13 protein-coding genes are annotated in these 13279 nt (G+C 64.4%); 2 read left to right on the top strand and 11 right to left on the bottom strand.

Annotation, left to right across the window (positions count from 1 at the left end):
- A partial coding sequence (locus FJ471_RS26965; RefSeq protein WP_140807761.1) for a TSUP family transporter occupies nucleotides 1-426 on the bottom strand: 426 nt, incomplete at its 3' end.
- Between the two features lie 202 nt (nucleotides 427-628).
- Here FJ471_RS26965 and FJ471_RS26960 point away from each other — a divergent pair.
- The gene (locus FJ471_RS26960) at nucleotides 629-1060 is read left to right on the top strand and encodes a TerB family tellurite resistance protein (protein WP_140807760.1); all 432 of its coding nucleotides are present in this window, start codon (nucleotides 629-631) and stop codon (nucleotides 1058-1060) included.
- A 64-nt stretch (nucleotides 1061-1124) separates the two neighbouring features.
- Here the strand turns inward: FJ471_RS26960 and FJ471_RS26955 are convergent, their stop codons facing one another.
- From FJ471_RS26955 to FJ471_RS26935, 5 genes are all read right to left on the bottom strand, one after another.
- Entirely contained in the window at nucleotides 1125-2747 is a 1623-nt protein-coding gene (locus FJ471_RS26955) for a dipeptide ABC transporter ATP-binding protein (RefSeq protein WP_140807759.1), read from the bottom strand.
- Nucleotides 2744-3613, bottom strand: coding sequence for an ABC transporter permease (locus FJ471_RS26950; RefSeq protein ID WP_140807758.1), 870 nt, complete (start codon nucleotides 3611-3613; stop codon nucleotides 2744-2746). Before FJ471_RS26950 ends, FJ471_RS26955 begins: the two co-directional genes overlap by 4 nt.
- On the bottom strand, nucleotides 3610-4557 hold the full coding sequence (locus FJ471_RS26945) for an ABC transporter permease (RefSeq protein ID WP_140807757.1): 948 nt from the start codon (nucleotides 4555-4557) through the stop codon (nucleotides 3610-3612). Before FJ471_RS26945 ends, FJ471_RS26950 begins: the two co-directional genes overlap by 4 nt.
- Before the next feature lie 28 nt (nucleotides 4558-4585).
- On the bottom strand, nucleotides 4586-6067 hold the full coding sequence (locus FJ471_RS26940; RefSeq protein ID WP_140807756.1) for an ABC transporter substrate-binding protein: 1482 nt from the start codon (nucleotides 6065-6067) through the stop codon (nucleotides 4586-4588).
- Between the two features lie 115 nt (nucleotides 6068-6182).
- Nucleotides 6183-7460, bottom strand: coding sequence for an acetylornithine deacetylase/succinyl-diaminopimelate desuccinylase family protein (locus FJ471_RS26935; RefSeq protein WP_140807755.1), 1278 nt, complete (start codon nucleotides 7458-7460; stop codon nucleotides 6183-6185).
- 261 nt (nucleotides 7461-7721) lie between these two features.
- Here FJ471_RS26935 and FJ471_RS26930 point away from each other — a divergent pair, with 261 nt between their 5' ends.
- Complete coding sequence (locus tag FJ471_RS26930; RefSeq protein WP_140807754.1) at nucleotides 7722-8153, top strand: L,D-transpeptidase; 432 nt, start codon at nucleotides 7722-7724, stop codon at nucleotides 8151-8153.
- A 23-nt stretch (nucleotides 8154-8176) separates the two neighbouring features.
- Here FJ471_RS26930 and FJ471_RS26925 read toward each other — a convergent pair whose 3' ends face one another.
- The 5 genes from FJ471_RS26925 to FJ471_RS26905 form a co-directional block, all read right to left on the bottom strand.
- A complete protein-coding gene (locus tag FJ471_RS26925) occupies nucleotides 8177-9169 on the bottom strand; it encodes a lipid A biosynthesis lauroyl acyltransferase (protein ID WP_140807753.1) in 993 nt (330 codons plus the stop codon).
- A gap of 6 nt (nucleotides 9170-9175) precedes the next feature.
- Nucleotides 9176-10204, bottom strand: a complete 1029-nt coding sequence (locus tag FJ471_RS26920; RefSeq protein ID WP_140807752.1) for a zinc-binding dehydrogenase — start codon at nucleotides 10202-10204, stop codon at nucleotides 9176-9178.
- Between the two features lie 38 nt (nucleotides 10205-10242).
- Nucleotides 10243-11514, bottom strand: a complete 1272-nt coding sequence (locus tag FJ471_RS26915; protein WP_140807751.1) for a beta-ketoacyl-ACP synthase — start codon at nucleotides 11512-11514, stop codon at nucleotides 10243-10245.
- 77 nt (nucleotides 11515-11591) lie between these two features.
- Complete coding sequence (locus FJ471_RS26910; RefSeq protein ID WP_140807762.1) at nucleotides 11592-12779, bottom strand: beta-ketoacyl-ACP synthase; 1188 nt, start codon at nucleotides 12777-12779, stop codon at nucleotides 11592-11594.
- A 115-nt stretch (nucleotides 12780-12894) separates the two neighbouring features.
- Nucleotides 12895-13176 carry an acyl carrier protein gene (locus FJ471_RS26905; protein WP_040981809.1) on the bottom strand — a complete coding sequence of 94 codons (282 nt, stop codon included), beginning with the start codon at nucleotides 13174-13176 and terminating at the stop codon, nucleotides 12895-12897.
- Nucleotides 13177-13279: the final 103 nt, after the last annotated feature.

The following is a 13279-nucleotide window of genomic DNA, read 5'->3' as shown; positions in this document are numbered from 1 at the left end:
TATGATCAGCCCGAACAGGAAAGGCGACAGCCGCTCGGCGCGATCGACGTCGTCCATGTTCGGCTTCAGCGCGAAATAGAGCGCGATCGCGATCAGGAGCAGCGGCAGCAAAGCGCGCAGGAAATCGCCGGGAACGACGGTCGCCAAAAGCGCACCGATCGCGCCGCCGACAAGCGCCAGCAGGGCCGACGGCAATTGGCGGCGCAGGTCGACCTGGCCATTGGCGGCATAATGGATGGTGGCCGAGCCGGAACCGAACATGCCTTGCAATTTGTTCGTGCCGAGGGCTGCGACCGGCGAAAAACCGGCGAGCAGCAGCGCCGGGATAGTGATCAGCCCGCCGCCGCCGGCGATCGAGTCGACGAAGCCGGCGGCAAAGGCGGCGGCAACGAGTATGAGGACGGTCTGCAGCGTAAGGTCGATCATCGGGGGAGGGGCGCCTGGAAGGAAGCCGCAGCTTCCATCACGCTCGCCCCGTTTGCGCAAGAGCGATTCCACGCCAGATCGGTTCGCCGCTACACGCCGAACCGCTCTGTTCTTTGGCTTGGCGCAATTGCGGACGGAAAACCGCTTCACACTTTTCCTGGAATTGCTCTAACAATCAGGTGGAATCGCAAAGGGGAGCTTGGTGGCGATGGCGCTGCTCGACCAGATACGTTCGATCTTCGACGGTGACCCGGGTGTTCGCAAGGTGGCGGACGACCCGGTGCTGTCGGCGGAACTTCTGATGCTGTTTCGCATGATCCTGGCCGACGGCTCGGTCTCGGAGAGCGAGATGGTCGTCTTCCGGCGCATCTGCAAGGAAGCCTTCGGCATCCCCGAGGCCTCCATCGACAGCGTCATCGAATATCTCAACGATTATGGCTACGAGACCAATGGCTCGCAGGCGATCGCGCTGTTCCGCGACCTCGATGTCGAGCGCCGGAAACTGCTTGCGCGCCACATGGCCGAGATCGCCAAGGCCGATGCCAAGCTGGCGGAAAGCGAGGTGAAGCTCCTGCGCCGCACGCTCGACCTGCTCGATATCAGCCCCGTCGATTTGGTGAAGCCGGAAAACTGAAGCAATTCCAGGAAAAGTGTGAAGCGGTTTTCCGTCCGGAATTGCATCAAACAAATAGGCTGGCTCACCCCTGTTCCTGCATCTTGCGCGCGATGGCGCGGTGGAGGTCGGGCGCCGCCGCGACCAGCGCCTGGGCTGCTTCCGAGCGCGGATGGTCGAGCACGTCGGCGGCGCGGCCGCGTTCGACGATCCTGCCTTCATGCATGACCAGCACCTCGTCCGCCATGGCGCGGGCGACCGTCAGGTCATGCGTGATGAAGAGATAGGCGATGCCGAGCTTCTGGTTCAGCTCGGCGAAAAGGTCGAGGATCTGGGCGCGGATCGAGACGTCCAGCGCCGAGACCGGCTCGTCGGCGACCACCAGCTTCGGACGCGTGATGATGGCGCGGGCGATCGACAGGCGCTGGCGCTGGCCGCCAGAGAATTCATGCGGGTATTTGTCCATGTCGCGCGGCCCGAGCCCGACTTCATGCAGCGCATGCGCGACCATCTCGCGGCGCTCGGGCTTTGCGGGCTGCTTTTCCAGAAGATGCAGCGGCTCGGCCACCAGCTTCTCCACCTTCTGGCGCGGGTCGAAAGAGCCATAAGGATCCTGGAACACCACCTGCATGTCGCGCCGGGCCGGCCTTAGCGCCGCTTCCGGCCTGCCCGTGATGGCCTCGCCGCGAAAGCGGATCGTGCCGGCCGTCGGCTTGTCCAGCGCCAGGATCATGCGGGCAAGCGTGGACTTGCCGCAGCCCGAGCGGCCGACCAGCGCCACCGATTGCGCGGGCTCGATGGTGAGCGAGACATCGTCGACGGCGCGGATCGGCTGCGCCGGCCGGAACAGGGATGTGCGCCGGCCCGGATAGGCCCGGCCGACATTTTCGACTTCGAGCAAGGGCTTTGCCGATCCGGCAAGGTGCGGTTTCGGGCGAGCCGGCACATGCATCGATGCCAGCGCCAACTCGCGCGTGTAGGGATGCTGCTGCTCCGACAGCGTGCGGGCGGTGTCGCCGGCTTCCGTCACTTCGCCGCGGCGCAGGATGGTCAGGCGATCCGCCATCTCGGTCACAACTGCGAGGTCGTGCGAGATGAGCAACAGGCCCATGCGGTTCTCGCTGACCAGATCGCGCAACAAGTCGAGGATCTGCGCCTGCAGTACCACGTCGAGCGCCGTCGTCGGTTCGTCGGCGATCAACAATTTAGGTTTAAGTGCGCAGGCGATGGCAATGATGACGCGCTGGCGCTGGCCGCCCGACAATTCGTGCGGGTAGCGCGACAGCGGGAATTTTGCTTCGGGCAAACCGACGCGGTCGAGGATTTTTCGCGCGCGGTCCTCGGCTTCGGCGCGGCCCGCCTTGGTGTGCCAGCGTATGCCTTCGGCGACCTGCTCGCCGATGGTCTTGACCGGGTTCAGCGCCGTCATCGGCTCCTGGAAGACCATGCCGATATCGTCGCCGCGCAAGGCGCACATCTGGTCTTCGGTCGCGGCGAGGATGTCGATGCCGTCGAAGGCGACGCGGCCGTCGGCGCGCGCCAGATGCGGCAAAAGCCGCATGATCGTCAGCGCCGTCATCGACTTGCCGGAGCCGGATTCGCCGACCAGGCCGACCACTTCGCCTGGCGCGATCGTCAGCTCGACGCCTTTCAGGATCGGCGTGGCGCCGATCGCCAGCGACAGGTTCTCGATCTCCAGCAGGCTCATCGGCGCCGCCGCGATTTCGGATCGAGGATGTCGGCGATGCCGTCGCCGAGCAGGTTCAGCCCAAGCACGGTGATGACGATCGCCATGCCGGGGAAGATCGCCATCCAGGGCGCGGTCACCATGCGCGTCTGCGCGTCGAACAGCATGCGGCCCCAACTCGGCATTGGCGGCTGCGCGCCGAGGCCGACATAGGAAAGCCCGGCTTCGGCGAGAATGCCGAGCGCAAACTGGATCGTGCCCTGGACCAAGAGCAGCGTGGCGATGTTGGGCAGGATGTGCTCGATGCTGATGCGCGTCATGCCCTTGCCGGCGGCGCGCGCGGCGAGGATGAACTCGCGCGGCCAGATGGCTAAAGCGCCGGCGCGCGTCACGCGGGCGAAAACCGGGATGTTGAAGATGCCGATGGCGATGATGGCGTTGACCGCGCCCGGGCCGAAGGTCGCGGTGATCATGATCGCCGAGAGCAGCGCCGGAAAGGCGAAGACGAGGTCGTTGACGCGCATCAGCGCCTCGTCGGCCAGGCCGCCGCGCGCGGCGGCGAAAGCGCCGAGCGGCACGCCGATGCCCATGCCGATGCCGACCGCGACCAGCGCGACGGCGATCGAGTTGCGGGCGCCGATCATGATCATCGACAGGATGTCACGGCCGAAATGGTCGGTGCCGAACCAGTGCGCCCAAGAGGGCGCCTGCGTCTTGTCGGCGATCACCAGCTTTGTGACGTCGTAGGGCGTCCAGATGAAGGACAGCAACGCGACGGCCACGATCAGCAGCGTGATGACGAGCCCAATCAGGAAGGAGCGGTTGCCGAAGGCTTTGGCCAGCACGCCGGCGATGGTTTCCTCGGGCGGGTCGACGCGCATGGTCATTGCCGGCCTCTGAGGCGCGGGTCGACGATGGCGTAGGAGAAATCGACGACGAGGTTGATCAGGATCACGGCGGCGACCAAAAGCATGACGATGCTCTCGACCACGATCAGGTCGCGCTGGGTGATGGCCTGGAAGATCAGTCGGCCCAACCCAGGTAGGTAGAAAACATTCTCGATGATGATGGTGCCGGCAAGCAGGAAGGCGAATTGCAGGCCCAGGATTGTGAGCACGGGAATCATGGCGTTGCGCAGCGCATGGCGCCACAGCACGGCGCGGTAGGGCAGGCCCTTGGCGCGCGCGGTACGGATATAGTCCTCGTTGAGCACCTCGATCAGCGCCGAGCGGGCGACGCGGCCCAGGATCGCCGCCTGCGGGAGCGCCAATGCAATGGCCGGCAAGATCAGGGATTTTAGTGCAATCCAGATGCCCGCGCCCCAGCCGGGAAAACCGCCGGCGGGAACCAGATGCAGCCAGACGGCAAACAGATAGATCAGCATCAGCGCGAACCAGAAATTCGGCACGGCGACGCCGAGCTGCGCGGCACCCATGGTGAGCGTGTCGCCCGCGCGGCCCTGGCGGCTGGCGGAGAAGACGCCGACCGGAATGGCGATGATGGTCGAGAGCGCCAGCGCGATCAGCGCCAGCGGCAGGGAGACGACGACGCGTTCCCGCACGAGGTCGATGACGGGCACCGAATAGGTGTAGGAACGGCCGAAATCGAGGCTGAGCAAGCCGCCTGCCCAACGCAGATAGCGCAACACCAGCGGCGCATTCAGCCCCATCTGGTCGCGCAGCACTTCGACCTGCTCGGCGCTGGCATTCATGCCCAGCATCAAGCGCGCCGGGTCTCCAGGCAGGATCTCCATGACCGCGAACACCACCATCGAGGCCAACACCAGGGTGAGGGCCGCGATGATGAGGCGTTTGAGGAGGTAGGCGGTCATGGAAAGCGATCAGGCGATCGCGCCGGCCTCAGTCGGTCCATTTCACCTTGGTCAGGTCATCCGCCTCGATCGGCCAGTTCGTCCACATGCCCTGCAGCTTGGCGTCCCAGACGCCAATCTTCGGCAGCTCGAACAGGTAGACGGCGGGCACGTCGTGCGCGAGAATCTTCTGCGCCTCGCCCAGCAGTTCCAGCCTCTTGTCCTTGTCGACCGTGGTGCCGAGCTCCTTGATCACATCGTTGAACTTCGGATTGTCGTACTGGAAATAGTAGCCGGGCCGCGAATAGATATCGATGTCGTTTGGCTCGACATGGGAAACGATCGTCAGGTCGTAGTCCTTGTTGGTGAAGACCTGGCTGAGCCACTCCGCCCATTCGACCGGAATGATCTGCAGATTGACCCCGATCTCCCTCAGTTGGGACTGAATCACCTGGCCGCCGTCGCGCGCGTAGGGCACGGGCGGCAGCTTGATCGTGGCCGAAAAGCCATTTTCCAGCCCCGCTTCCTTCAGATACTCCTTGGCCTTGGCGATGTCGTGCGGGTAGACGCCGGTGAGATCGACATAGCCCGCATCGCCTGGCGAAAAATGAGAGCCGATCGGCTTTCCAAGACCGTTCGAGGCCGCGTCGATGATGGCGCTGCGATCGATCGCAGAGGCGAGCGCCTGCCGCACCGCAAGCTTGTCGAAGGGTGGCTTCTTGTTGTTGATCGACAGGATCGTCTCGCCCTCGGTCGAGCCGATCACGACGCTGAAGCGCGGATCGGACTGGAGCTGCCCGAGCGCGTCTTGCGCGGGCATGTTGGCGAAAGCCTGGATGTCGCCCGAGAGCAATGCGGGGACAGCCGCGGCGGCGTCGGGCACGATACGGAATGTCGCCTTGTCGAGCGCGGCGGGTGTGCCCCAGTAATCCGGGTTCTTGACGAGCTTGATCTCGGAACCCTTGGCCCAGTGATCGAGCTTGAATGGACCGGTGCCGATCGGCTTGTCCTTATTGCCATCAGCCGACCCCTTCGCCACGATCACCGCCGCAACCTGGCCCATGTCGTAGAGGAAACTGCCCTGCGGCCCGTCGAGAGCGACCTTGACGGTCGCCGGATCGGCCGCCGTGACATCGGTGATGTGCGCAAAGAGCTGCTTTTGCGGATTGAGCGAATCCTTGGCACGCGCTCGGTCGAGCGAGAATTTCACGTCGTCGGCGCTGAAGGCCGAGCCATCGTGGAACTTCACGCCGGAATGCAGCTTGAACGTGTAGACCTTGCCGTCGTCGGAGACGGTCCAGCTCTCGGCGAGACCGGGTTGAACCTGGCCGTTGTCGTCGATGCGCGTCAGCCCTTCAAAGACATTGGCATAGGTGACTTCGCCGATGGCCGCGGCCGCCCCGGCGGTCGGATCGAGATGCGGCGGCTCGAGCACGATGCCGAGCGTGAGGTCGGTGCGCGCGGCAAAGGCCGACGTGGCGGCGGCAAGCGACAGCACAGCCGCGGCCAGGATGGTCTTCCACAGTTTCATCGCTGAACTCCCATTGCTCAAACGTGCTCAAGCTGGCGGATAGAAGCGTGATTTCGCGCGCGAGTAAATTGCGTTTCGTGCTGCCCGGCGGCGCCAGGCGGAATGTTTTTACCTGTCATCCGGTCGTGCCACGCAAGAGCACATTGAGGCCGATCGCCATCACCTTGGCCGATTCCACCATGTCGGCGATGCCCACCCATTCGTCCGGCCTGTGCGCGAGATCGAGAATGCCCGGACCATAGGCGATGCAGTCATAGAGATGGCCGAGGCGCGCGACATGCTTCTGGTCGTAGGTGCCGGGCGAGATCACGTAGTCGGGCTCGCGGTCGAACACCTCCATGATGCCTTTCGCGACGGCTTTCACCACCGGCGCGTCGCGCTCGGTCATGAGCGGCAGCACCTCCATCAGGTCACGGATCTCGTAATCGAATTTCCTGCGCTCGCGTTTCAGCCGCTCGAGGATGTCGGTGACCTCGCCTTTGACGGTGGCGATGTCCTCTTCGAGCAGAAACCGCCGGTCGATGGTGAGCCGGCAGGAATCCGGCACGTTGGGCGAGGGGAGCCCCGGCCGGAAATCCTCGGTCTGGCCGCCATGGATGGAATTGATGTTCATGGTCGAGCGCTTGGCGCCTTCCGGCACCACCGGCATGCGCGTCATCTTGCGGTCGAGCGCCGGGAACAGCTCGTCCTCGAAGGCCTGCAGGACGGCGCCCATATGGCGCACTGCATTGTCGCCGAGGAACGGCATCGAGCCATGCGCGATCTCGCCCTTGGTCTCGATCTCGGCCCACCAGACGCCGCGATGGCCAAGGCAGATGCGATCCTTGTTCAGCGGCTCGGGGATGATGACGTGGTCGACCTTCGGCTTCGAGAAATAGCCAAGCCTGGCCAGATGGGCGACGCCGCCGAAACCGCCGGATTCCTCGTCCGCCGTGCCCGATATCTCGATGGCGCCGGGAAAGTCCGGATAGACTGCCATGAAGGCTTCGACGGCGATGACGGAAGCGGCCAGACCGCCTTTCATGTCGCAGGCGCCGCGGCCATAGACCCTGCCGTCCTTCACGACGCCGGCAAAGGGATCGACAGTCCAGCCGTCGCCGGCCTCGACCACGTCGATATGCGAGTTGAAATGCACGCAGGGGCCGGGCGAGCGGCCGTCGAAGCGCGCCACGACATTGACGCGGGGGTAGCGGTCGCTGTCGCCGGGGGCGCCTTCGGCACGGATGAATTCGGTTTCGAAGCCGCGTTTCCTGAGGCGCGCGCCAAGGAACTCGGCGCATGGCCGGTAGGCTTCGCCTGGCGGATTGACGGTCGGGAAACGGATCAGGTCCGCGGTCAGAGCAACGAGATCGTCGACCCGGTCCTCGACCGCCTTGAAAAGTCGTTCATTCATCCGATCGATTGAAGAAGGAACGCAGCACTTTTGCAAGCAACCAGTCGCGCATTGCCACACGACGATCCGGGCATGGCCCAACGCCCGCGCCTAAACTTCAGAGGGTGCGTGTCGCGGCGGCAACTATACCGGGAAAATCGTTCAAATTCGCCGCATTGGATTGGCGGATTCGTCAACGAGTGTGTGGTACTTAACGCATCTGCCGGCAAAAAGATGGAAAAACCGCGCGAATGGCAGGGGCAATCAAAGGGGTTTGATCGCATGAAAAAGTTCGTTCTCATGGCAACCGTGCTGGCAACCGCGTTGTTCGGCATGTCCATCGCGAGCCGGGCAGCCAATCTGGTCGCCAATATCGACGTCTCGTCGCAGACCATGACCGTCAGCAAATACGGCCAGGTGGTTTATCGCTGGAGCGTGTCGACCGCGCGCAAGGGCTACTTCACGCCGCGCGGCAGCTACCGGCCGCAATGGACCGCCCGGATGTGGTATTCGCGCAAGTACGACAACTCGCCGATGCCTTATTCGGTGTTCTTCCACGGCGGCTACGCCATCCACGGCACCGGGTCGGTGAGAAATCTCGGGCGCCCGGCCTCGCATGGCTGCGTTCGCCTGCATCCGGCCAACGCCGCGACCTTCTATGCGATGGTCAAGGAAGCCGGTTTCGGCAACACGCGGATCGTCGTCACCAACTGATCCGGGGCGGCAAAGCCGGCCGGTTATTGGCCGGCCGTCGCCTTCGCCTGTCCGCGCTTGCGGCGGCGGCCGCTGATTTCCCAGCGCTTGTGGAACCACATCCACTGGCCAGGGTCCTCGCGCACCCAGCGCTCGACCACGTCGGTGAGCAGCTGGGTGGTGGCGCTGACGTCGACGCTGCCGCCCTCGGTACGCGGCAAGGTCAGTTTGTCCTCGATTTCCAGACGGAAGCGGTTGTCCGGCAGCCTGACGCAGCGGGCAGGGTAGACGTCGCAGTCGTAGTGGCGGGCCAGCATGCCGAGCATCGGATTGCTTTGGCATGGGCGGCCGAAGAACGTCGTGTCGACGCCGCCCGAGAATTTCTGATCGACCAGAACACCGATATTGCCGCCCTTTTCCAGGATGGCGGCAAGGGCGAAGGACGCGCCGGTGGAGGAGGGCAGCAAGGCCCCCATCGAGGAGCGGCGCGTCGAGTGGATGTAGTCGGCGAGATAGGGGTTGTTCGGCGGGCGGAACAGCGCCGTGATGTTCATGCCGAACGTGGCGGCGGCGACCGGCAGCAGCTCGAAATTGCCGAGATGGCCGGTGAACAGGATGTGCGGTTTCTTCTCTGCGGCGATCTCGACGAAATGCTCGATGCCGCGCACCTCGACCCGGCCGGGCTTCGAAGCGTTCGGATCGAAGTCGAACAGCGCGTCGAGGAAGATGTATTCGGCCGCGAGGCGCGCCATGTTGCCCCACATGTCGCGCGCGATGGCTTCGATCTCGGCGTCGCTCTTTTGCGGGTAGGCAAGGCGCAGATTGTCGACCGCAACGCGATGGCGCCCGACCAGCGGGCCGATGCGGCGGGCGACACGGTCGGCGAAGTTGAGCGCGCTGTCCGGCGGCAGAAGGCGCAGCAGCGAGAGCAACACGATGGCGAGCTTGGCGACCAGCCAGTGCTCCAGCTGGCGCAGCCGCCGGCCGTAGCGGAACATGAAGTCCCGGCGGGCTTTCCTGAACACCTTGCCGACCATCCTGTTTTAGGAAACGCGAAGGATGATCTTGCCGAAGACGTCGCGGCCTTCCATGCGCTTCAGCGCGGCGTCGATGTCGTCGAAGCCGACCTCGGTATCGATCACCGGGGCAACGAGGCCGGCGGCCATCTTCTGCATGGCGTTGGCCATGTTCTCAATGCGGCAGCCGAAGGAGCCGAGCAGCTTCAGCTGCTGCTGGAAGAGCTGCATCAGATTTACCTGCGTCGACACGCCCGAGGTCGAGCCGCAGGTGACGAGGCGGCCGCCGCGCTTCAGGCACAGCATCGAGCCAGCGAAGGTGTCGGCGCCGACATGCTCGAACACGACGTCGACGCCTTTCTTCTTCGTCAGCTTGCGCACGACGCCTTCGAAGCGGTCCTCGCGGTAGTTGATGACGTGGTCGGCGCCAAGCGCCTTGGCCTTGTCGATCTTGTCGTTCGAGCCGACCGTGGTGATCACCGTGCAGCCCATCTTCTTGGCGAGCTGGATGGCTGCGGAGCCGATGCCGGAGCCGCCGGCATGGACCAGGATGGTTTCGCCGGGTTCCAGCCTGGCATTGTCGAACAGCATGTGCTCGACCGTACCGAAAGTGACGGGCGCGACCGCCGCGCCGATCTCCGTGACGCCGGGAGGGGCGGGCACCAGGAGGCGCGCCGGCAGGTTGATCTTTTCCTGGGCGAAGCCGTCGAGGTGGAAGCCATGGACGCCGGACACATGCTCGCAGAGATTGTCGCGGCCTTCGCGGCAGGCGCGGCAGAGCCCGCAGGTGCGCGCGCCGTAGATCGATACCAATTGTCCCGGCAGCAGGTTGGAGACGCCCGGCCCGACCGCCTCGACCTCGCCGGCGGCCTCGGCGCCGACGACCAGCGGCAGCTTGCGCTTGGCAAACGCCATGCCGCGCCAGCCCCAGACGTCGATATGGTTGAGCGCCACCGCCTTGATGCGGAGGGTCACTTCGCCCAGCGAAGGCGGCGGGGGAGGCGGCAGGTCCACCGTTTCAAGGCGGCGGTCCTCGATAAGTTGCAATGCGCGCATAGGGCCTGTCGGGTTCTATAGGAGCGGAAAAAGTCCGCTTAGACCGGTTCCCGCGCCATGACAAGGCAAGTGTTCTGGCCGCCGAAGCCGAAGGAATTCGACAAAACCGTGCCAACCTCGGCGTTGCGCTTCTTGTTTGGCACGACGTCGAGGACAATGGCCGGATCGGGATTGTCGTAATTGATCGTCGGCGGGATGACGCTTTCGCGCATGGTCATCAGCGAGAAGGCGGCTTCCACCGCGCCGGCGGCCGACAGCGTGTGGCCGATCATCGACTTGTTCGACGAGATCGGCATCGAGCCGATGCGCTCGCCGAAGACGGTGGACAGCGACAGATGCTCCATCTTGTCGTTTTCGGGCGTCGAGGTGCCGTGCGCGTTGACGTAGTCGATCTCGTCTTCGCCGAGGCCCGCATCGGCAAGAGCGGCACGCACGGCCGCGATCGCGGGCGAAGCGTCGGGCTTGGAACGGGTGCGGTGGAAGTCGTCGGCCTTTTCGCCGCAGCCGCGCATGATGCCGAGGATCGTCGCGCCGCGCGCAAGCGCTGCTTCCAGAGATTCCAGCACCAGCGCGCCCGAACCTTCCGCCAGCACGAAGCCGTCGCGGTCCTTGGAGAAGGGCTTCGAGGCCTTCTCGGGGATATCGTTGTGGGTGGAAAGCGCCGACAGCAGCGAGAAGCGGATCAGCGCCTCGGCTGTGGCGGATCCGTCGGCGCCGATCGACAGCGCCTTGTCGCACTCGCCGCGCCGGATCGCCTCGACGCCGAGCTGGATAGCGGTGGCGCCGGATGCGCAAGCTGTGGACAGGGTGATCGGCAGGCCCCGCGTGCCGAAGCGGTCGGCCAGCCTGTCGGCAATCGAGCCGAACTGCGTGGTCTCGAAGATGTCGAGTTCCTTCAGCCCGCGCGCGACCCTCAGCAGCCTTTCGGCGCCGATATCCTGCTTGTCGGAATTGTAGAGCGAGAAACGGTCGGCCCAGTCGAGCTCGACGGGTGGCGAAGCGAGGAACAGCGGTCCGCTGAAATCGCCGGAATCGAGGCCTGCTTCCGACACTGCCTCCTGCGCCGCTGTCTCGGCCATCTCGTAGGTGAGGGGGCTGGCTCCCTTGGAGCTCGACGGCAGGAAATCGACCATGCCGGAGATGCGGGTGTTCAACTGATCGACCGGGAAGCGGCTGATCGGATGGATGCCGGACTTGCCCGAGGTTAGCGCCGCCCAGTTATCGGCCTTGCCGACGCCGAGCGAGGTCACCACGCCGATGCCGGTAACGGCGACGATCGGCCTGCCCATGTGATCGCGAAGATTGGCCATGCTTTGTCTGCCTCGTTATCGAGCAATTCCAAGAAAATCGTATAGCGGTTTCCACCCGGAATTGCGTAAAAACCGATCTAAGCGGCTTTAACCAGCCCCAGGCCCTCGAATTGGTGATAGCCGATCGCGGTTGCAAGGACGGAATTGGGGGCGCCTTCGAACGGGCGCTCCACTGTGGCATCGAAGACAGGATAACCGGCCTTGCGGTCGACAGCCATCGCCGCGAGCGCAACCGCAAAGGGGAATTGAGCCTCTTTCATATGGCCGGTCAGCGTCGAGAAGGCACGCACGGCCAAGGCCGGGTTGGCGTCGAATACTGCCTTTTCGGCAGCTGTTGCGGCATGGGCGCCGGAGGCGGCGGAAATCGTCAGCAGGTCGCCATCGGGAAGGGCGGCTTGCTTCAGCAGCGTGGCGATTTCGGCATTCAGTTCACCACGCCGGCGTCTGGCGCGGCCGGAGACGACGGGGCCAAGCTCGGCGTAGATCTTGCGGCCCCGGCTTTTCGCGTGCTCGCGCTGTTCCAGCACCAGGAAGGCGCCGCCGGAGCCCGTCACCACGCCGCCGCCTTCGGCGCCCTGGCGCTGCCAGACCGGCTTCCATGGGCCGCGATGCAGGTAACCGGCGAGCTCGTAGCCGAGCAGCATGTCGGAATGCTCGGTCTGGAAGGCGCCGCCGACCAGAACATGGGTCGACTGTCCCGAGCGGATGCGCGCGGCCGCCGTCTCGACAGCCGAGACGCCGGCGCCTTCCTCGCCCATGAAGGTGCGCGAGGAACCGGTGACCTTGTGGACGATCGAGATGTTGCCGGCGAGCAGGTTGGAGAGTTGGGCGAGGAACAAAGTCGGCCGCAGTTCCGTGGTCAGCTTCTCGTTGAGCAGCACGTCGCGATCGTTGCGGCTCTCGGAAGCCGCAAGGATCGCGGCATCGACGGCCTCGTCGCGCTCGCCGCCACCGGCCGCCACCACCATGTCCATGGTGGTGCAAAGCTCGTCATTGCCCTTGATGCCGGCGTCGTCCAGCGCAAGGCCGGCGGCATAGGTGCCGAGACGCTGCCAGGTTTCCATCTGGCGCTGGTCGCCGCGCTTGGCGATCTGCAGGTTCCAGTCGACCTCGGGCAGGGGATGGATCGTATAGGGCGCGAAACGCGCCGCATCGAGCACCGGCTGCAAGCCAGGCTGCGTCAGCTTCTGCCAATGCGCGTCGGGGCCTTCTCCCAATGAGGAGACAAGGCCGATGCCGGTGATGACGACGTCGTGGGAACTCATGGGTGGCTGTTGTGGGTCAGGCGACTTTTTGATCTTGCGCATGATCCTTTCCGAAAATCGATGCCGATTTCGGGGTCATGCGCCGAGCGCGTCAAGTTCGCGCGCTCTGTGGACATTAGGCGTTCTTGGCCGCGACCAGGGCATCGATCTTGGCGCACAGGTTCTTCATGACGAAGTAATCGTCGGTCGAAGCCTTGCCGTCATTGACCTCCTGCGTCCACTTCTCGAGCGGCACCTTGATGCCGAATTCCTTGTCGATGGCAAAGACGATGTCGAGGAAATCGAGGCTGTCGATGCCGAGATCGTCGATCGTGTGGCTCTCTGGCGTGATGGTGTCGATGTCGATCTCGCTGGTGTCGGCAATGATCTTGGCGACTTTCTCGAAAGTGGTGGACAAGGGCTCTTCCTTCGGGTTGCGGGCGGAATCTGTCCGCATCTTGTTTTGGCGCTGTCTAATCGGTTTTTCCCGGCAGGAAAAGGCCTGATGCGCCGGGGGCAGA

Source organism: Mesorhizobium sp. B2-7-1 (assembly GCF_006440735.1).
Taxonomy (GTDB): Bacteria; Pseudomonadota; Alphaproteobacteria; order Rhizobiales; family Rhizobiaceae; genus Mesorhizobium.
Note: the sequence above shows the minus strand (reverse complement) of the source record. Positions and strands in the feature narration are given on the sequence as shown.